Consider the following 19,582-nt stretch of genomic DNA (forward strand, 5'->3'; position numbering starts at 1 on the left):
GCCGAGGTCCGGAGTATCTCCAATCCGTGGCGGACAGGTCCAGCGTTCCACGGAATTCATGGTGAGTTGGTCAGGAGTTTCCGATTCCCTGCTCGGCCGCCCACTGCTTCAGCTCGGCGACGGCGTCGTCGTGGTCCAGCGGCCCGCGGTCCAGGCGCAGCTCCTTGAGGAACTTCCACGCCTTGCCGACGTCGGGGCCCGGCTTGAGGCCGAGCAGCTCCATGATCTCCTCGCCGTTGAGGTCCGGCCGCACGCGGTCGAGGTCCTCCTTGGCCTTGAGCGCGGTGATCCGGGCCTCGAGGTCGTCGTAGGTCGCCTGCAGCGCGGCCGCCTTCTTGCGGTTGCGCGTGGTGCAGTCGGCGCGGACGAGCTTGTGCAGCCGGCTCAGCAGCGGGCCGGCGTCGGTGACGTACCGGCGGACCGCCGAATCCGTCCACTCGCCCTTGCCGTAGCCGTGGAACCGCAGGTGGAGGAACACGAGCTGGGAGACGTCGTCGATGATCTCCTTGGAGAACTTCAGCGCCCGCAAACGTTTGCGGGCCATTCGCGCGCCGACCACCTCGTGGTGGTGGAAGCTCACCCCGCCGCCGGCCTGGAACTCCCGCGTCGCCGGCTTGCCGACGTCGTGCAGCAGTGCCGCCAGCCGCAGGATCAGATCCGGCTCCGACGTCGGCTCGTGCGAGGTCTCCAGGTCGATGGCCTGGGCCAGCACGGTCAGCGAGTGCTGGTAGACGTCCTTGTGCTGGTGGTGCTCGTCGATCGCCAGCCGCATCCCGGACACCTCGGGCAGCACGCGGTCGGCCAGCCCGGTGTCGACCAGCAGCTCCAGGCCCGGGCGCGGGTCGGCGGCCAGCAGCAGCTTCGACAGCTCGGCCTGCACCCGCTCGGCGGTGATCCGGTCGATCTCCTCCGCCATCGACGTCATCGCGTCGACCACCCGCGGCGCGGCGGTGAAGCCCAGCTGGGCGGCGAAGCGCGCGGCCCGCAGCATCCGCAGCGGGTCGTCGGCGAAGGACTCCTGCGGCGTTGCCGGGGTGTCGAGCACCCGCTCGGCCAGCGCGTGCAGCCCGTCGTGCGGGTCGATGAACGTCTTGGACGCCAGCTCGATGGCCATCGCGTTGACCGTGAAGTCGCGGCGCAGCAGGTCACCCTCGATGGTGTCGCCGAAGGTGACCTCGGGGTTGCGGCCGACGCGGTCGTAGGTGTCGGCGCGGAACGTCGTGATCTCGAGCTGCATGCCCCTCTTCGTCACGCCGACCGTGCCGAAGGCGATCCCGACGTCCCAGACCGCGTCGCCCCACTCGCTGACGATCTTCAGCACCCGGTCCGGCCGCGCGTCCGTGGTGAAGTCGAGGTCGCCGGACTGACGGCCGAGCAGCGCGTCACGCACGCTGCCGCCGACGAGGTACAGGCGGTGACCCGCCCTGGCGAACCTTTCCGCCAGCTCTTCCGCCAGGGGGGAGACCTGCATCTGCTCCACCACCGCGTTCTGCTTGGCGACCACGTCGTTCACGGAAAACCCACTACGTTCGGGTGCGATTACTACAGGCACCACCGGACAGGACACGGAGAGCCAGCCTACCGGGGCAACCGTTTGCTCTAGCATCGCAGCATGTCTGGATCAGCCGGCCGCCCCGGCGCCTCGAAGCCGCGGAGGCGGCGGAGGCGTCAGCGCGGCAGGCGCCTGACCACGGTCGACGAGACGTCGGCCGGTGGCCTCGTGCTGGACGCGGCGCGCGAACAGGCGGTGCTGATCGGCCGGCTCGACCGGCACGGCAGACTGCTGTGGTCGCTGCCCAAGGGCCACATCGAGGACGGTGAAACGGTGGAACAGACGGCCGTGCGCGAGGTGAAGGAAGAAACCGGCATCTCCGCGCGTGTCCTGCGGCCACTGGGGACCATCGACTACTGGTTCGTGGCCGAGAAGCGGCGGATCCACAAGACCGTGCACCACTTCCTGCTCGAAGGCCTCGGCGGTGAGCTGTCCGACGAAGACGTCGAGGTCACCGAGGTGGCCTGGGTCCCGCTGGCCGAGCTGGAGACCAAACTCGCTTATTCCGACGAGCGGAAGCTCGTCCGGAAAGCCAAGGAACTTTTGGCGCGCCCGGACGTCCACGGACGAGACGAGCACGCCCCTGAGGGAGCCCCCGAGTGAAGCGGTTCGCCGCAGCCTTCCTTTCCGTCCTCTTCCTGGCCGTCCCCGCCCTGGCCGGCGCCACGGTGGCCCACGCGGAAGAGGGCGCCCGACTACGCGTCGAGCTCAACCAGCTCAACCCGCGCGTGATCACCGGTTCGACGACGACGCTGACCGTCGCCGGCACCGTCACCAACACCGGGGACCGCAAGGTGACCCGGCCGCAGGTGCGGCTGCAGGTCGGGGAGCGGCAGACGACCGAACGCGGCATCGGCGAGGTGCTGTCCGGCGCGGTCATCAAGGACAGCCCGCTGACGGACTTCACCTCCGTCGCCGACGTGCTGGAGCCCGGGCAGAGCGCACCGCTGAACATCTCGGTGACGCTGACCGGCCAGCGCGCGGCCCAGTTCAGCCGACCCGGCGTCTACCCGCTGCTGGTGAACGTCAACGGCACGCCCGAGTTCGGCGGCCCGGCCCGGCTGGGCGCGGTCAGCATGCTGATGCCGGTGCTGACCGGCCCCGGCAAGCAGACCACCCACCCGTCCGGCGCGCCGAGCATGACCCTGCTCTGGCCGCTGACCAGCAGCGTCCCGCACGTCTACGCGGCGCCGCTCGGCGGCAGGACCGTGCTGGCCGACGACCGCCTCGCCGACGAGATCGGGCCGGACGGCCGGCTGAACGCGCTGGTCACGGCCGCGCACACGGCCGTGCAGAGTGACTCGAACCTGGCCCGGTCGATGTGTTTCGCGCTCGACCCGGACCTGCTGGCTACCGTCGACGCGATGAGCCACGGCTACCAGGTGCACACCGACGCCGGGAACATCGACGGCAAGGGCGCCGGGACCGCGCAGACGTGGCTGGCCGCCCTCCGCTCGCTGGTCGGCAACCGGTGCGTCGTGGCGCTGCCCTTCGCGGACGCCGACCTGAACACCGTCTCGCAGATCCACCCCGGCGACTCCGCGCTGGTCACCAAGGCGGCGGCCGGCGCGGCCACGATCCAGGAGCTCACCGGCGTCACGCCGCAGCCGGGCGTGCTCTGGCCGGACGGCACGCCGAACGAGTCCGTGCTCGCCGCGCTGGCGCAGGCCGGGATCCGGACCGTCGTCACCGACGCGGGCAAGCTCGCGCCCGCCGCGACCGGCGGCGGGGTCACCGTGCAGGGCAGCAGCGTCCGGGCGCAGCCGACCGACTCGCTCATCGCCTCGGCCATGACGGGTGTGCCGACCGTGCCGGACTCGGTCACCGTGCCGGCCACCACCCAGGCGGCCGTCGCGAGCCAGAACGGTCTCGGCGCGCTCGCCTTCCGCGCCGGCCTCGGCCTGCCCACCGGGCAGCAGCGGCCGGCCCACCTGCTGGTCGCGCCCCCGCGCCGCTGGGACGCCCCGGCTGCCGAGCTCACCGCGTACCTGCTGCAGGTCGGAAACTACCTCGACGCCGGGCTCGTCACGGCGACCTCGCTCCCGACCCTGCTGGCCGCCGAACCGGCGGGCTCCGGCCCGGTCGGCGACGGCGGCCAGGACCCGGCCGCGGCCGATCCCGCCCTCGTCTCGACGCTGTCGGACCTCGACGACAAGACCACCGGCCTGGCCGCCGCGATGCAGCTGGATCCCACCAAACGGGTGAAACCGGACGACGTGGTCGCGCCGGTCCGGCTGGCCGAGCTGCGGGGCGCGTCCACCGCGTGGCGGGGCCTGCCGGCCGACGCGGCGACCGCGAACGCGCGCGCCGACCTGTCGGCGATCAGCGAGCAGGTGTCCGTCTCGCAGCCCAAGCAGACGATCGCGCTGGCGTCGGGCAACTCGCCCCTGCCGGTGTACGTCAGCAACGACCTGCCGGTCGGGATCAACGCCCGGTTCGTCCTGACCAACAACACCGGCCTGCGCTCCGACGACGCGAAGGCCTGGTACTTCCCGGCCGGCGGCGGCAAGAACTACTTCCTCCCCGTCGAGGCGCTGCGGGCCGGCCGGTTCAGCGTGGATGTGTCGTTGCGCACCTCCACCGATACCCCGCTCGGGTCATCCGCACGGTTCGAACTGACGTCGACGGAGTACGGCGCGATCACCATCATCGCGACCGTCGCCGCAGGTGCGGCCCTGCTTCTGCTGGCCTCCCGGCGCATCTACCGGCGAGTAAAGGACGCGAAGGCCGGACGCGACTTGGTGGACTGATCCTTCGGCCTTCGAGTGTTCCGCGCCGTTCCCGATTACCCTGGGTCCGCACGTGCGCGGCGCCAGGCCGCGGCACCGGGACCGAGCACTGAGGATTGGGCACGCGTTGGAGAGAGAGCCGGGCTTACCACCCGAGCGTGCGAGTCGTCCTCGGCGCGAAGGCGCCCCGCCCCCGCAACGGGGTGAGGGGCCGCCCCGAGCGTCGCAGCCGGTCCGCCGCCAGCCCCCGCCGAAGCAGCAGCCGCCTCCGCCACCGCCGGAGCGCGGCCGCCGCCAGCCGCCGCGCAACGGCCACACCCGCCAGCTGCCCCGCGAAGACCAGCCCGTCCGCGAGGGCCGCCCGCCGCGCGACGAGCGTCCGGTCCGCGACGGACGTCCTCCCCGGGACGACCGCGCGCCGCGCGAGGAACCGCGCGACGGCCGACCGCCCCGAGCGAAGCCGCCGGTCCAGGACGATCGGCCGCCCCGCGCCAAGCAACCGGTCCAGGACGACCGCCAGGCCCGCGAGCGCCCGCCCCGGGACGACTGGCCGGTGCACGACGAGCGTCCGGTCCGCGACCAGCGACCCGACGACCACCCGGATCGCGCGCTGCGTGACGACCGGCCACTCCGGCGTGTCCCGCCGCCGCAGGGCCCGCCACCGCAGGGGCCACCGCCCCAGCCGCCGCGTGGCGGACAGCCACCACGCAACGCGGCCGGCCCGGCACCCACCCGCGTCCAGCCGGTGCCGCCCGGACCGCCACCACCGCAGAACCCGCCGGGCCCGCCTCCGCAGCAGGGCCCGCCTTCGCACCAGGGACGGCTGCCGCAGCCCGCGCCGCCGGTGATCCCACCGGTCGCGCCGCCCGTGACGCCGCCGCCGGGCACGCCGGCCGTGGGCAACCCGGCCGTGGGGACACCGCCCCCGGGCACCCCGGTGCCGCCCCGCGGCCGCGGACCGCGCCGCCCGGCGCCGGTCCGGCCGTGGCAGGAGGAGGCCCAGCGGCCCGCCGACCCGGAGGCGACCCGGTTCATCCCGCGCACCGCCGGCGTCCCGATGGCCTCCCGCTGGCCGGTCGCCGACCCCGACGTCATGCGGCCGTACGACGCGCTGGCGACGCAGGTCATGCCGGCGATCGGCAAGCCGCTGGTCAAGCCGGTCGAACCCGGCACGGAGGCCGCGGCCCCGGCGAAGGCGCCGTCGCTCGCGAAGGCGTCCGGCCGGATGGCGATCGCGTCGCTGATCAGCCGGATCACCGGCTTCCTGTGGAAGCTGCTGCTGGTCGGCGCGATCGGCCAGGGCATCGCGAACGACTCGTTCAACGTCGCCAACACGATGCCGAACATCATCTTCGAACTGCTGATGGGTGGCGTGCTGGCCAGCGTGGTCGTGCCGCTGCTGGTGCGTTCGCAGGACGAGCCCGACGGCGGCGCGGCCTACACCCAGCGGCTCATCACGGTCGCCTTCACGCTGCTGCTGTTCGGCACGGTGGTCGCGGTGTTCGCGGCGCCGGCGTTCACCAGCCTGTACGTCGACGGCTCCGGCAAGGCCAGTTCCGGCCTGACCACGGCGTTCGCCTACCTGCTGCTGCCGGAGATCTTCTTCTACGGCGTGTTCGCGCTGCTCTCGGCGGTGCTGAACGCCAAGCAGGTCTTCGGGCCGACGGCCTGGGCCCCGGTGATCAACAACCTGGTCGTCATCTTCACGATCCTGGTCGTCTGGATCATGCCGGGCGACATCGACACCGTGCACCCGTCGATCACCGACCCGAAGGTGCTGACGCTGGGCATCGGCGTCACCGGCGGCATCGTGGCGCAGGCGATCCTGCTGGTCCCGCCGCTGCTGCGGTCGGGCTTCCGGTTCAAGTGGCGCTGGGGCATCGACAAGCAGATGAAGGAGTTCGGCGGCCTGGCGCTCTGGATCCTCGGGTACGTCGCGGTCAGCCAGATCGGCTACACGATCAACACCCGCGTCCTGACCAGCGGTTCCCCCGGCGGTGTGACGGCGTACAGCAACGCCTGGCTGCTCTTCCAGCTGCCGTACGGCGTCATCGGCGTGTCGCTGCTGACGGCGATCATGCCGCGGATGAGCCGCGCGGCCGCCGACGGCGACCACAAGAAGCTCATCGGCGACCTCTCCTACGCGTCGCGGATCTCGACGGTGATGCTGGTGCCGATCTCCGCGGTGATGACCGTGGTCGGGGGCTCGATCGGCATCGCGCTGTTCACCTTCGGCAAGGGCACGGTGGAGACGGCCGAGCGGCTCGGCGACGCGCTGGCCATCTCGGCGTTCGCGCTGCTGCCGTACGCGCTGGTCATGCTCCAGATGCGCGTCTTCTACGCCATGAAGGACGCCCGGACGCCGACGCTGATCATGATCGTGATGACGCTGGTCAAGGTGCCGCTGCTGTACCTGTGCCCGGTGCTGCTGTCGCCGGACAACGTCGTGCTCGGCGTGATGATGGTCAACGCGCTGACGTTCGTCGTCGGCGCGATCCTCGGCCAGGTGTGGCTCTGGGTGACGCTGGGCAACCTGCGGAGCAAGCGGGTGATCGGCGTGATCCTGTTCACGGTCGTCGCCAGCGGGCTCGGGGTGGCCGCGGCGTGGCTCGTGGGCAAGGTCGTCCCCGACTCGTTCGGGCCTACTTTCGGTGCCTGGGTGAAGCTTCTGCTGCAGAGCACCGTCGGCATCGTCGTCTCGTTCGGCGTCCTGATGGCGCTCAAGGTGGAGGAGCTGCAGCCGGCCACGAGCAGGTTCACCCGGTTGATCAAGCGAGGGTAACGATTCCGGTACGGATGACGACGACTCCCGCGTCGTATTCTGGGTACCCTCGACGCGGGGAGCTAACGGGAGAGTGCGGGTGGATACGAGGCGCAGCGAACAGGCAGGGGGTGCGAACCACGTGGGCAAGACCCAGGTCGGATCGCTCGCCCCCGGACGTGTGGTCGGCGACGGCCGCTACCGCCTCCTCGCACAGTTCGGCGTGGACGAACGGGGTGACGCGCACCTGTGGCGCGCGCGGGACGGCCAGCTGAAGCGGGACGTCGCGCTGACCCTGCTGGTCGGCGACCCGGCCGACCCGGAAGCCGCGCGGCTCGCGCGGCGCACCCTCGAACGCGCGACGCACGCCTCCAAGTTCGGCCACGGCGGCGTCGCCCGCGTGCTCGACGTGCTCGCTCTCGGCAGCGGCATCACGTCCAGTGAAGGCCTGCTCGGTGTCGTCGTCGCGGAATGGACCAAGGGCAGCGACCTGGTCGACCTGGTCGCGCAGCGGCCGGTGGCGCCCGGCGCGGCCGCCCGCATGGTGCAGGCGCTGGCCGAAGCGGTCGAGCAGGCCCACCAGAACGGCCTCGTCCTCGGCCTCGACCACCCGCAGCGGCTCCGGCTGACGCCCAACGGCGCGCTGAAGCTCGCGTTCCCCGGCCCGCTGCCGGAGGCGACGCTGCGCGACGACGTCAAGGCGCTCGGCGCGGTGCTCTACCTACTGCTCACCGGACGCTGGGCGCTGCCCGGCGGCCCGCCCGCGATCCCGCCGGCACCGACCACGCCGCAGGGCCGGATCGTCCCGCCGCGCCAGCTCATCCCGACCGTGCCCGCCGATCTGTCGTCGCTGGCCGTCCGCACGATCGAGGACGGCGGCAACGGCGGCATCCGCACCAGCGCGGCCATCCTCCGCATGCTCGACCAGGTGGCCGAGGAGGAAGAGCGCACCCAGCTGATCAAGGCCGTCGGCGGGGACCCGGCCGAGACCGAGGGCACCGTCTGGACCACGAAGAAGCCGGTCAAGGACGTCGCCCGGCGGCGCAAGCTCGCGCTCGGCGTCACCGTGCTGGTGGTCGCCACCGTCGTCATCCTCGCCTGGGCGGGGCTGATGCTGATCAACGTCTTCCAGGGTGATTCGAAGGCGAGCGGCCCGACGATCAACGTCGCGGCGCCGCCGGCCTCGAGCCAGCCGGCCGGGCCGCCGCCCGCGTCGAGCCAGCAGCCTGCCCCGCCGCCACCCCCGTCCGTGGGTGCCGCGGTGAAGCCACAGGCCGTGGCCGTCTACAACCCCGAGGGCAAGGGCGACAACACCGCCCGGGCGAAGTACGCGACCGACGGCAAGCCCGAGACCCAGTGGCGGACCGAGCAGTACAAGCAGCAGTTCCCCGCCATCAAGCCGGGAGTCGGCCTGGTCGTCACCTTCAAGGACCCGATCAACCTCAGCCAGGTGAAGATCGACGGCGGCACCCCGGGCACCAAGGTCGAGATCCGCTCGGCGACCGAGAAGAACCCAGACCTGGCCGACACGAAGGTGGTCGGCAACGGCGACCTGAAGGACGGCGAGACGACGATCCCGCTGGCCCAGCCCACCCAAGGTGAGTACTTCATCGTCTGGATCACTCAGCTGGGTGGCGCCGACGGGGAGTTCCAGACCGAAATGGCCGACCTGACCTTCCTGCCTGCGGGGTGACGCACCCGACAGGGTCAGTAGGCTCTTGCGGGTGACAGCTGCAGCTCCCACGGATGCGGATCTGATAGCGGCTCACGCCGCGGGGGACCCTCATGCGTTCAGCGAACTCGTCCAGCGACATCGCGACCGCATGTGGGCGGTCGCCCTGCGCACGGTCCGCGATCCCGAGGAAGCCGCCGACGCGTTGCAGGACGCCTTCATCTCGGCGTTCCGGGCCGCCGGCAACTTCCGCGCGGAATCGCAGGTCACGACGTGGCTGCACCGGATCGTGGTGAACGCCTGCCTCGACCGGATCCGCCGCCGTCAGACGCGCCCGACCGTCCCGCTGCCGGAGACCGGCTTCAACGAGCCGGCCACCCCGCGCGATTCGATGGCCGAGCGCGAGACCAGCCTGCTGGTGCGCGAGGCGCTCAACCAACTGCCGGAAGACCAGCGTGCGCCCATCCTGCTCGTCGACGTCGAGGGCTATTCCGTCGCCGAGACGGCGAAGATGCTCGGCATCGCCGAGGGCACGGTGAAGAGCCGCTGCGCCCGGGGCCGGGGAAAACTCGCGAAGGTTCTCGGACACCTGCGGAACCCCGATGCGATTGCGAACGTCCCAACTCACGAAAGCAAACGGGCCGGGCGCCAGCCGGGTAGCGGGGAGGGACGATGACGGACGAAAGCCGGGGGATCGGGGGGACCGTCGGTCCGCCCTGGTCTGTCGACGTGCTCGCCGACCTCCACGCCGGCGTGCTGGACGACGACCGGGCCGCGCAGCTGTGGCCGGTCGTCAACGCCGACCCGGAGGCGCGCGCGATCCTGGACGCCCTCGACGCGACGCAGGCCGACCTGGCCTCGCTCGCCGAGGCACCCGCACCGCCGATGCCCGCGGAGTTCGCGGCGCGGCTCGACGCGGCACTGGCCGCGGAAGCGGCCGCCACCTTTCCGCAGCAGCGTACCGCGCCGGCACCGGAGCAGACCGGGACCGGGGACGCCCAGGTGGTGGACCTCGCGGCGGCCCGGCGGCGCCGGAACAAGCGGCTCGGCTGGGTCGCCGGCGTCCTGACCGCGGCCGCGGCGGCCGTCGTCGCGGTGACGGTCGCGATCCCGAGCACCTCCCAGCAGAGCGGCACGCCCAACGTCGCGGCCCCGCCGCCGTCTGGCCCGACGGTCGGCAGCGACGGCAGCGGCGCGCAGGCCCTGATCGGCAAGGCGGTCGGCGTCCGCGACTTCGGCCCGCTGGGCACCGAAGACCGGCTCGACGCCTGTATCACGGCCGCCGGGCTGGACGCGAAGGTGCGGCCTGAAGGCATCCGCCCGGTCAACGTCGACGGCAAGGCCGGCGTCATGATCATCCTGACCACCGGCAAGCTGGCCCAGTTCCGCTTGGTCGCCTTCGGGGCGGACTGCGGACCGGGAAACCCGGCCGTCCTGTTCGACAAGGTAGTCGGGGAGAAGTAGCGGCTGTCACGCCTGGGAACATGGCCACCTACGATCGTGTTGAGCCTGGTACACGGGTCACTACGAGCGGAGGTCACGGGTGGCTGCCGAGGAAATCAGGAACCTGATCATCGTCGGGTCGGGTCCTGCCGGATACACCGCTGCCGTTTACGCGGCACGGGCCCAGCTGGAACCGCTGGTGTTCGAGGGCACGCAGTTCGGCGGCGCGCTGATGACGACGACCGAGGTCGAGAACTTCCCCGGGTTCCGCGACGGCATCATGGGTCCGGACCTGATGGAGGAGATGCGCAAGCAGGCGGAGCGTTTCGGCGCCGAGCTGCGCGCGGAGGACGTCGAGTCGGTCGAGCTGACCGGCGAGGTCAAGTACGTGACCGCGAACGGCAAGCGCTACGCCGCCCGCGCGGTCATCCTCGCGATGGGTGCCGCGGCGCGGTACCTCAACGTGCCCGGTGAGCAGGAGCTGCTCGGGCGCGGTGTGTCGGCCTGTGCGACCTGTGACGGTTTCTTCTTCCGCGACCACGACATCGTGGTCGCCGGCGGTGGCGACTCGGCGATGGAGGAGGCGACCTTCCTGACGAAGTTCGCGAAGTCCGTCACCGTGGTGCACCGGCGTGACGAGTTCCGCGCCTCCAAGATCATGCTCGAGCGCGCCCGCGCGAACGAGAAGATCAAGTGGAAGCTCAACTCGCAGATCACCGGCGTCGTCGGTGACACCAAGGTCGAGGCCCTGAAGCTGAAGGACACCCAGGACGGCTCCGAGTCGACCCTGGACGTCTCCGGCTTCTTCGTCGCGATCGGGCACGACCCCCGCAGCGAGCTCGTGCGCGGGCAGGTCGACCTGGACGAGGACGGCTACGTCATCACCCAGGGCCGCAGCTCCTTCACGAACCTGGACGGCGTCTTTGCCGCCGGTGACCTGGTGGACCGCACCTACCGGCAGGCGATCACCGCGTCCGGCTCGGGCTGCAGCGCGGCGATCGACGCGGAACGCTGGCTCGCGGAGCACGGCGACTCGGACGCGCACGAGGCGGCCGAGCTCGTCGGCGGCGGCTACGGCGCGAGCACCAACTGACTTTCCGGCGTACAACCACCTGAAGGAGAAACCATGTCCAACACCGTCAAGGTGACCGACGCGACGTTCGTCGACGAGGTCCTGACCAGCGAGAAGCCCGTTCTGGTCGACTTCTGGGCCACCTGGTGCGGGCCGTGCAAGATGGTCGCCCCGGTGCTCGAGGAGATCGCGGCCGAGAACGGCGAGAAGCTGACCATCGCCAAGATCGACATCGACGAGAACCCGAACACGCCGCGTGACTACCAGGTGATGTCCATTCCGACGCTGATCCTGTTCCAGGGCGGCAAGCCGGTGAAGCAGATCGTGGGCGCCAAGCCGAAGGCCGCGCTGCTGTCGGATCTCGCCGACGTTCTCTGAACCGAACAAGCCCGGCGAACCCGGGGCCTGCGGGAACCCTCCTGCGGGCCCCGGGTTCTCGTCGTTCGGGGGAATCTCACCGGTGTGGGTGAATCCTGCGTGACGATGGCCACGGGAGGTACGCCACGAACGGGCTCTTGACGCACCGACCGGGCCTGCGGTGTCACCGAGAGTTCGCAAGGCACAATAGAAGACCTGAGCACGTCTCAGTGATGGTTTTCCCCCGAAGTTTTGCCCGCGCCGAACCCCCGAGTCGGCGCCTGAGGAAGAGCGAGGAGTGCATGCGGGTACTCCGCCGCGGTGACGCCGGTCCGGACGTCGCCGAGATCAGGTCCATCCTGGCCGGGATGGACCTGCTCCCGCCGGTCACCGGTACCGACGCCTACGACACGTTCGATGTCGCCGTCGAGAACGCCGTGCGGGCCTTCCAGCAGAGCCGTGGGCTGATGACCGACGGCGTCGTGGGTCAGGCCACGTTCCAGGCGCTCAAGGGCGCCAGCTACCACCTGGGCAGCCGCCTGCTGTCGTACACGATCGCGGCCCCGATCCAGGGTGACGACGTCTTCACGCTGCAGGAGCGGCTGACCGAGCTCGGCTTCGACGCCGGCCGCCCGGACGGCTACTTCGGCGCGGCCACCGAGCGCGCCCTCAAGACGTTCCAGCGCGACATGCGCCTGACGCCGGACGGCATGTGCGGTCCCGCGACCATCCGTGAGCTGCACCGCCTGTCCTCGCCGCGGGCCCGGGGCGGTCGCCCCGTGTTCCTGCGCGAGCAGGAGCAGGTGCGCCAGGCCGGTCCGCGGCTGCGCGGCAAGCGCATCGTGATCGACCCGGGCCACGGCGGCGACGACCTCGGCGTGGTCGCCGGCGGGCTCCGCGAAGCCGACATCGCGTGGGACCTCGCGCGCCGCCTGGAAGGCCGGATGAAGGCCACCGGCATGGAGGCGCTGATCTCCCGCGGCCCGAACCACAGCCCGACGGAGCTGGAGCGCGCGAAGTTCGCCAACGACGCGGGCGCCGACCTGTTCCTGTCGCTGCACAGCGACAAGAACTCCTCGCCCCGCGCCCAGGGTGTCGCGAGCTTCCACTTCGGCAACGGCAACGGCACGACGTCGACCGTGGGTGAACTGCTGGCCGGCTTCATCCAGCGCGAGGTCGCGGCCCGCACGGGCCTGCAGGACAACCGCACGCACTACAAGTCGTGGGACATCTTCACCCGCACCCGCTGCCCGGCGGTCCGGGTCGAGATCGGCTACCTGACGAACCCGGACGACAGCCGCAAGCTCGGCGACCCGGCCTTCCGCGACATCGTCGCCGAGGGCATCCTGATCGCCGTCAAGCGCCTGTACCTGCTCGGCGAGGGCGACCAGCCGACGGGAACGTTCACGTTCGCCGACGTCCTGGCGCACGAGCTCGCCAAGGCCGAATAGGGCGACCACAACCCCTAGCGGCTCACCTTCACCTGCTCCACCACACCTGGGGACGCGCACCCGCCGTCCCCAGGTTTTGGCGCATTCATCCACAGCTTGTCCACCGCGCCTATCAGCGCTCTGTGGATAACTCGGCTCTTCTTCCACAGCCGTGCACACCCTGCGGAATCCGTGTTACCGGCCTGCGGTAACACGGTCGCAAACGTTTGCGGGAGGGTCAGGCGCGACCGAGGCTCGGCTCGGCCGTGGTGATCGTCACCTGGCCGAGCAGGCGCTCCAGCGCCGCCTCGACGTCTTCCTTCCAGGTGATCGCCGAGCGCAGTTCCAGGCGCAGGCGCGGCCACTTCTGGTGGGGTCGGACGGTCTTGAAGCCGACACTCTGCAGGAAGGCCGCCGGCAGCACGCAGCTGTGGCCGCCGTCCGGGTCCGTCTCGTCGGGGCGCGCGTCACCGAACGCCTCGATGGCGCGGACACCGCGCTTGGTGAGGTCCTTCGCGACCGCCTGGACCAGCATCCGGCCGAGACCGCCACCGCGGAACTCGGGGAGCACCTGGAACGCGGTCAGCAGCACGGCGTCCGCGCTCGGCGGGGACGTCGGGAAGGCCAGCGACCGCGGGACGGCGTTCGGCGGGGCGTACAGCACGAACCCGACCGGCAGCGTGTCGCTGTAGACGATGCGGCCGCAGGAGCCCCACTCAAGCAGGACGCTCGAGACCCAGGCTTCCTTCTCGACCTCGGTGGCGCCGAACTCCTCGGCCTGGTTCTTCAGGTGCGGGGCCAGCTCCCAGTACACACACCTGCGACAGCTCTTCGGCAAGTGCTCGAGGTTGTCCAGTGTGACGCCCACGACGCGACGCGACACCCGCGACCTCCCTGACCTGCGCTCCCCTGACAGGCTGCCCGGTCGTCAAGCCGCGCGGAACCACAGCACGAACACGGTAGCCAGAGTCGATGGTAGGCCGATGTGAGAAGCACCGAAAGGTCAGGGGTCCCGGATGGGTGCCCGGTTACACTCGATGGATCTACCGCTCCCGTGCGGGAGCGGGCCTTTGTCCACCGACCCCCGGGTGAATCGTCGATGACCGAGAACCGCCCCGGCAAGCCCCAGAAAACGTCTCTGAGCGGCCGCCAGAACCTCGACCCGCACCTCGAGCGGTATGCCGCGCGCACCGCCGGGATGACCGCCTCCGAGATCCGGGCCCTGTTCGCGGTGGCCAGCCGGCCCGAGGTGGTCTCCCTCGCCGGTGGCATGCCGAACCTGGCCGCGCTCCCGCTCGACACGCTCTCGGCGCAGGTGGCGGAGATCATCGCCGAAGACGGCCTGGTGGCCCTGCAGTACGGCTCGGCGCACGGCGTCCCCGTGCTGCGCGAGCAGATCTGCGAAATCATGGCGCTGGAGGGCATCAAGGCACACCCGGACGACGTCGTGGTGACCGTCGGCTCCCAGATGGGCCTGGACATGGTCACGCGCCTGTTCTGCGACCCGGGTGACGTCGTGATCGCCGAGGGCCCGTCCTACGTCGGCGCGCTGGGCTCGTTCGCCGCGTACCAGGCGCAGGTCGTGCACGTGGCGATGGACGAGAACGGCCTGGTGCCCGAACTGCTGCGCGAGGCGCTGGTCCAGACGGAGAAGGCCGGCCGGCGCGTCAAGTTCCTCTACACGATCCCGAACTTCCACAACCCGGCCGGCGTGACGCTGGCTGTGGAGCGCCGCGCGGAGATCCTGGAGATCTGCCGCGAGCACGGAGTGCTGGTCGTCGAAGACAACCCGTACGGGATGCTCGGTTTCGACGGGCAGACGTACCCGGCGCTGCGCTCGACGGACCCCGAGAACGTCGTGTACCTCGGCTCGTTCTCGAAGACGTTCGCGTCGGGCCTGCGCGTCGGCTGGGTGCTGGCGCCGCACGCCGTGCGCGAGAAACTCGTGCTGGCCGCGGAGTCGGCGACGCTGTGCCCGCCGACCTTCAACCAGATGATCGTGTCGCGCTACCTGGCCACGCACGACTGGAAGGGCCAGATCAAGAAGTTCCGCGAGAACTACCGCGAGCGCCGCGACGCGATGCTGTCGGCGCTCGACCAGTACCTGCCCCCGGGCTGCTCGTGGACGAAGCCCGACGGCGGCTTCTACGTCTGGGTGACCGTGCCGGAAGGTGTCGACACCAAGGCGATGCTGCCGCGCGCGGTGACCGCGCGGGTGGCCTACGCGTCCGGAACCGGCTTCTACGCCGACGGGTTCGGCAGCCGCCAGATGCGCCTGTCCTACTGCTACCCGACGCCGGAGCGGATCCGCGAGGGCGTCCGGCGGCTGGCCGCGGTGCTGGAGTCCGAAATGGACCTGGCCCGCACCTTCGGTAACGTGGGCTCGCGCCAGATCCAGGGGCCGCAGAACCCGTCCCCGGACACGGTCTGAAATTCATTCCAGCTAAGGAGTTTCCACGGTGGTCGACCGTACCGTTGCCGTGCTCGCCGGCGGGCTCTCGCACGAACGCGACGTCTCGCTGAGGTCCGGGCGACGGCTCTCCGCGGCGCTCAAGTCCGAAGGCCTCGGCATCGAGGAGTGGGACACCGACGCGGGCCTGCTGGAGCGCCTGCGCACCCAGCGGCCGGACGCGGTGGTCGTCGCTCTGCACGGCGGTGAGGGTGAAAACGGCTCGGTGCAGACGGTGCTGGAGATGCTGGAGGTGCCGTTCGTCGGCACCGGCTCCCAGGGCTGCCGCCGCGCGTGGGACAAGCCGACGGCGAAGGCGCTCGTCGAGAACGCCGGGTTCGTGACGCCGGCCTGGGCCGTGCTGCCGCACAGCACGTTCCGCGAGCTCGGCGCCCAGGCGGTGCTCGACGCGATGGTGGAGCGCCTCGGCCTGCCGCTGATCCTCAAGCCCGACCAGGGCGGCTCGGCGCTCGGCACCCAGGTGGTGCGCGAGGCGGCGGAGCTGCCCACCGCGATGGTCGGCTGCTTCGCCTACGGCGACACGGTGCTCGCCGAGCGGCTCGTGGCCGGCGTCGAGGTGGCCGTGACGGTCATCGAAGGCGAGAACGGTCCCGAGGCCCTGCCGGCGGTCGAGATCGTGCCGGAGAGCGGCGTGTACGACTACACGTCCCGCTACACCGCCGGCCTGACGGACTTCTTCACCCCGGCCCGGCTCGACGACGCCGCGGCCAAGGCCGTCGCAGAACTCGCCGTCGCCGCGCACCGCGTCCTCGGACTGCGGGACATCTCCCGGACCGACGCGATCGTCGCCGAAGACGGCACGGTCCACTTCCTGGAGGTGAACCCGTCACCCGGGCTCACCGAGACGTCGACGGTCCCGATGGCGATCGACGCGGCGGGCAAGTCGCTCGGCACGGTCTTCGCCGACCTGATCGGGCGCGCGATCTCCCGCTGACTTTTACGTACGCGAAAGGCCACTACGGAAACCTCCGTGGTGGCCTTTTTCGTGTCGCGAGCGTCCATCACCGGACGTGGTCACCGCAACCGCGTGGAGCAATCATCACCGTGACGAAACACCCTGGGGTGATCCCTAATCGGTTTCCGGTGTCTGATTCGCCCCATTCGCGTCGATGATCGAGACGATGCGCTCGAGGTCGTCGACCGAGCCGAACTCGAGCACGATCCGGCCCTTGCGGCGGCCGAGGTCGACCTTCACGCGGGTGTCGAAGCGGTCCGAAAGCCGGTTCGCGAGATCCTGCAGTCCGGGCGCCTGGATCGGCTTGCGTGGCGCGGGCTTCGGCTTGGCCGGCTTCTCGCTCTTCTTGAGCGTGACGGCTTCCTCGGTCGCCCGGACCGACATGCCCTCCGCGATGATGCGCGCGGCGAGCTCTTCCTGACTCTCGGGGTCCTCCAGCGACAGCAGCGCACGCGCGTGCCCGGCGGAGAGGACGCCCGCGGCAACCCGGCGCTGCACCGGCAGGGGGAGCTTGAGGAGCCGGATCGTGTTGGTGATGACCGGCCGGCTGCGGCCGATCCGGCTCGCCAGCTCCTCGTGCGTGACCGCGAACTCGTCGAGCAGCTGCTGGTACGCCGCCGCCTCTTCGAGCGGGTTCAGCTGGACGCGGTGGATGTTCTCCAGGAGCGCGTCGCGCAGCATCGACTCGTCGGCGGTCTGCCGGACGATCGCCGGGATCGCTTCGAGCTCCGCCTGCTGCGACGCCCGGAGCCGCCGCTCGCCCATGACGAGCTCGTACTCGTCGTTCCCGAGCTCGCGCACCACGATGGGCTGCATGAGCCCGAACTCGCGGATCGAGTGCTCGAGTTCGGCGAGCGCCTCCTCGTCGAAAGCGAGCCGCGGCTGCTTCGGGTTGGGCTTGATCGAGCCGACCGGGATCTCGCGGTAGACCGCGCCGGCGACCTCGCCGCTGTGCTGCTTCGCCTGACCGTTCGCGGCGAACCAGCCCTTTTCCTCGGCCGCCTTCTTCTCCGCGGCCGACCCCTCACCGGGCGCGGGCAGCGGACCACCGGCCGGCCCGGTCGGGATGAGAGCGGCGAGGCCGCGCCCCAGCCCTCCTCTGCGCTCGGTCATGTCGAACTACCCCTTTCCATGAGTGCACCTCGCTCGGCGATCTCCTTCGCCGCGTCGACGTAGCTCATCGCCCCGCGCGAACCGGGGTCGTAGGCGAGCACGGTCTGGCCGTACCCGGGTGCCTCCGACACCTTCACGCTGCGCGGGATGACGGTCTTCAGAACAGTGTCGCCGAAGTGGTTCCGCACCTCGTTCGTCACCTGGTCGGCCAGCTTGGTCCGGCCGTCGTACATGGTGAGAAGGATCGTGGAGACACGGAGCTCGCGGTTGAGGTGCTGCTGCACGAGCTCGATGTTGCTCAGCAGCTGCCCGAGACCTTCCAGCGCGTAGTACTCGCACTGGATCGGGATGAGCACCTCCTGCGCGGCGACCATCGCGTTGACCGTCAGCAGGCCGAGCGAAGGCGGGCAGTCGATGAAGACGTAGTCGACGCCGATCTCGTCGAGGATCTCCGAGGAGATGGCCTCCTTGAGCCGGGACTCGCGCGACGCCATCGAGACGAGCTCGATCTCGGCGCCGGCGAGGTCGATCGTGGCGGGAACGCAGAAGAGGTTGGGGGACTGCTCAGTCGGCTGCGCCGCCTCGGCGAGCGTCACCTCGCCGATGAGCACCTCGTAGATGGAGGGCGTCCCGGACCGGTGGTCGACGTCGAGCGCGGTGCTCGCGTTGCCCTGCGGGTCGAGGTCGACGACGAGCGTCTTGAGCCCGTGGACGGCGAGCGCGGCGGCGAGGTTGACCGTGCTGGTGGTCTTGCCGACGCCGCCCTTCTGGTTGGCGACGGTCATCACGCGGCGACGGCCAGGCCGGGGCAGCGACCCGTCCGGGTGCAGCAGACGCGCGGCGCGGGTGGCTTCTTCGGCGATCGGCGTCCAGCCCACGTCGTGGCTGGTCTCCGTGGAGTCGGACGGCGGGGGATTCACCGGTCTCGACACCTCCTCCATATAGACGTCTGGTCGATGGACGAGTCGCGTCGTTTCACGTGGAACATCGCGGCCCGTTGTCTGCGCTAGCGCTTCCTGCTCCGCGGCTTCCCCGTCTTCGACGGCAGGCGACGGATCTTCACGACCGTGCTGGGGACCTCTAGCACTGCCACACCGCACTCCACGATCAACGGGTCGGCGCCGCCGACCTTCCTGATGGCGGCACCGTCCCGCTCGATCTCGTCCGCCGCGCTGGCGCCCTTGAGGGCAACCAGGAAGCCGTCCGGACGAACCAGCGGCAAGCACCAGTCCGCGAGCCGGGCGAGCGGGGCGACCGCGCGAGCGGTGACGATGTCGGCGCCACCGAGCTGCTCACGCACAGGCCGCTCCTCCGCGCGTCCACGGACGATGGTGATCGGGAGTTCCAGCTTCTCGGCCACCTCGGCCAGCCAGTCAACCCGGCGGGCCATAGGTTCGAGCAAGACGATATCGAGGTCCGGTCGCGCGATCGCGAGCGGTACACCCGGAAGCCCCGCACCCGACCCGACGTCGACCACGCGAGCCCCTTCGGGCATCTGCTCGCCGATGACCGCCGAATTGAGCACGTGCCGTTCCCAGAGGCGCTCGACCTCCCGCGGACCGATCAGCCCCCGCTCGACGCCGTGGCTCTCGAGGAGTTCGACATACCCAGCCGCTTGGTCGACGTGCGCGCCGAACACTCGCTCCGCCGCGGTCCGCACCGCTACCGCGGCCTGCTCCAAGCTCACTCCGGCTACTCCTCGTCCGCGGGTTTCACGTGAAACCGCGCTCATTAGATTGTCCCTGATGTCGACGCGAAAACGAGCCGACAGACCGCAGATGTGGACAACTCCACTCGCCCAGCGGTCAGCTACGGGTCGGATCGAGACGAATCCGGTTCCACGTGAAACATGACGGCCGCTGTTCGCCCCGTCGCGCACAGCCGCTGGGGCGAGCGGACCGCTAGGTGTGATGTCCAGGGACGTTGTCCCGATTTGAGGTGACCAGCGGCGGCCTGTCGTGCTGACAGGTGAAGGCCTCCGGTTGTGAAGTGGAGGTGTCTAGGAACCGCTTCACCGACCGGAGGCCT

17 protein-coding genes are annotated in these 19,582 nt (G+C 70.6%); 11 read left to right on the plus strand and 6 right to left on the minus strand.

Translation table 11 applies throughout. From position 1 onward, the window contains the following. Positions 1–70: 70 nt before the first annotated feature. Positions 71–1,513, minus strand: a complete 1,443-nt coding sequence (locus ACGFMK_RS09750; protein ID WP_392760060.1) for a CCA tRNA nucleotidyltransferase — start codon at positions 1,511–1,513, stop codon at positions 71–73. Positions 1,514–1,612: 99 nt separating this feature from the next. Here ACGFMK_RS09750 and ACGFMK_RS09755 point away from each other — a divergent pair, with 99 nt between their 5' ends. Continuing rightward, positions 1,613–2,155: an NUDIX hydrolase gene (locus tag ACGFMK_RS09755; protein WP_323325234.1), complete on the plus strand. Its 543-nt coding sequence runs from the start codon at positions 1,613–1,615 to the stop codon at positions 2,153–2,155. Next, a complete protein-coding gene (locus ACGFMK_RS09760; protein ID WP_392760062.1) occupies positions 2,152–4,302 on the plus strand; it encodes a DUF6049 family protein in 2,151 nt (716 codons plus the stop codon). The genes ACGFMK_RS09755 and ACGFMK_RS09760 overlap by 4 nt, the downstream gene beginning before the upstream one ends. Before the next feature lie 124 nt (positions 4,303–4,426). Here the strand turns inward: ACGFMK_RS09760 and ACGFMK_RS09765 are convergent, their stop codons facing one another. Then, the gene (locus ACGFMK_RS09765; RefSeq protein ID WP_392760064.1) at positions 4,427–5,095 is read right to left on the minus strand and encodes a hypothetical protein; all 669 of its coding nucleotides are present in this window, start codon (positions 5,093–5,095) and stop codon (positions 4,427–4,429) included. Between the two features lie 243 nt (positions 5,096–5,338). Between ACGFMK_RS09765 and murJ the strand changes: the two genes are divergently transcribed. From murJ to ACGFMK_RS09800, 7 genes are all read left to right on the plus strand, one after another. After that, positions 5,339–7,063 (plus strand): murein biosynthesis integral membrane protein MurJ, encoded by a 1,725-nt coding sequence (gene murJ / locus ACGFMK_RS09770; RefSeq protein ID WP_392760123.1) that lies wholly within the window; start codon positions 5,339–5,341, stop codon positions 7,061–7,063. Positions 7,064–7,142: 79 nt separating this feature from the next. Next, complete coding sequence (locus tag ACGFMK_RS09775; RefSeq protein ID WP_392760065.1) at positions 7,143–8,735, plus strand: protein kinase family protein; 1,593 nt, start codon at positions 7,143–7,145, stop codon at positions 8,733–8,735. 31 nt (positions 8,736–8,766) lie between these two features. Next, positions 8,767–9,390, plus strand: coding sequence for an RNA polymerase sigma factor SigM (gene sigM, locus ACGFMK_RS09780; RefSeq protein WP_392760067.1), 624 nt, complete (start codon positions 8,767–8,769; stop codon positions 9,388–9,390). After that, positions 9,387–10,178: a hypothetical protein gene (locus ACGFMK_RS09785; RefSeq protein WP_392760069.1), complete on the plus strand. Its 792-nt coding sequence runs from the start codon at positions 9,387–9,389 to the stop codon at positions 10,176–10,178. Before sigM ends, ACGFMK_RS09785 begins: the two co-directional genes overlap by 4 nt. 79 nt (positions 10,179–10,257) lie before the next feature. Beyond that, positions 10,258–11,250 carry a thioredoxin-disulfide reductase gene (gene trxB, locus ACGFMK_RS09790; protein ID WP_392760071.1) on the plus strand — a complete coding sequence of 331 codons (993 nt, stop codon included), beginning with the start codon at positions 10,258–10,260 and terminating at the stop codon, positions 11,248–11,250. A gap of 33 nt (positions 11,251–11,283) precedes the next feature. Continuing rightward, complete coding sequence (gene trxA / locus ACGFMK_RS09795) at positions 11,284–11,607, plus strand: thioredoxin (protein ID WP_020642536.1); 324 nt, start codon at positions 11,284–11,286, stop codon at positions 11,605–11,607. A gap of 281 nt (positions 11,608–11,888) precedes the next feature. Next, entirely contained in the window at positions 11,889–13,037 is a 1,149-nt protein-coding gene (locus ACGFMK_RS09800) for an N-acetylmuramoyl-L-alanine amidase (protein ID WP_392760074.1), read from the plus strand. 217 nt (positions 13,038–13,254) lie between these two features. Here the strand turns inward: ACGFMK_RS09800 and ACGFMK_RS09805 are convergent, their stop codons facing one another. Further along, positions 13,255–13,899: a GNAT family N-acetyltransferase gene (locus tag ACGFMK_RS09805; RefSeq protein ID WP_285477676.1), complete on the minus strand. Its 645-nt coding sequence runs from the start codon at positions 13,897–13,899 to the stop codon at positions 13,255–13,257. A 216-nt stretch (positions 13,900–14,115) separates the two neighbouring features. Between ACGFMK_RS09805 and ACGFMK_RS09810 the strand changes: the two genes are divergently transcribed. Together ACGFMK_RS09810 and ACGFMK_RS09815 are read left to right on the plus strand one after the other, a co-directional pair. Further along, on the plus strand, positions 14,116–15,447 hold the full coding sequence (locus ACGFMK_RS09810) for a PLP-dependent aminotransferase family protein (protein ID WP_392760076.1): 1,332 nt from the start codon (positions 14,116–14,118) through the stop codon (positions 15,445–15,447). A gap of 28 nt (positions 15,448–15,475) precedes the next feature. Next, positions 15,476–16,420 carry a D-alanine--D-alanine ligase gene (locus tag ACGFMK_RS09815; RefSeq protein WP_392760077.1) on the plus strand — a complete coding sequence of 315 codons (945 nt, stop codon included), beginning with the start codon at positions 15,476–15,478 and terminating at the stop codon, positions 16,418–16,420. 135 nt (positions 16,421–16,555) lie between these two features. On the opposite strand, the gene ACGFMK_RS09820 is transcribed toward ACGFMK_RS09815, so the two are convergent. From ACGFMK_RS09820 to rsmG, 3 genes are all read right to left on the minus strand, one after another. Further along, positions 16,556–17,554, minus strand: a complete 999-nt coding sequence (locus ACGFMK_RS09820; protein ID WP_392760079.1) for a ParB/RepB/Spo0J family partition protein — start codon at positions 17,552–17,554, stop codon at positions 16,556–16,558. Next, positions 17,551–18,474 carry a ParA family protein gene (locus tag ACGFMK_RS09825; protein WP_392760081.1) on the minus strand — a complete coding sequence of 308 codons (924 nt, stop codon included), beginning with the start codon at positions 18,472–18,474 and terminating at the stop codon, positions 17,551–17,553. The genes ACGFMK_RS09820 and ACGFMK_RS09825 overlap by 4 nt, the downstream gene beginning before the upstream one ends. Before the next feature lie 86 nt (positions 18,475–18,560). After that, the gene (gene rsmG, locus ACGFMK_RS09830; RefSeq protein WP_392760083.1) at positions 18,561–19,241 is read right to left on the minus strand and encodes a 16S rRNA (guanine(527)-N(7))-methyltransferase RsmG; all 681 of its coding nucleotides are present in this window, start codon (positions 19,239–19,241) and stop codon (positions 18,561–18,563) included. Between the last annotated feature and the right edge of the window lie 341 nt (positions 19,242–19,582).

This window comes from Amycolatopsis sp. NPDC049252, from assembly GCF_043197175.1.
Classification (GTDB): Bacteria; Actinomycetota; Actinomycetes; order Mycobacteriales; family Pseudonocardiaceae; genus Amycolatopsis.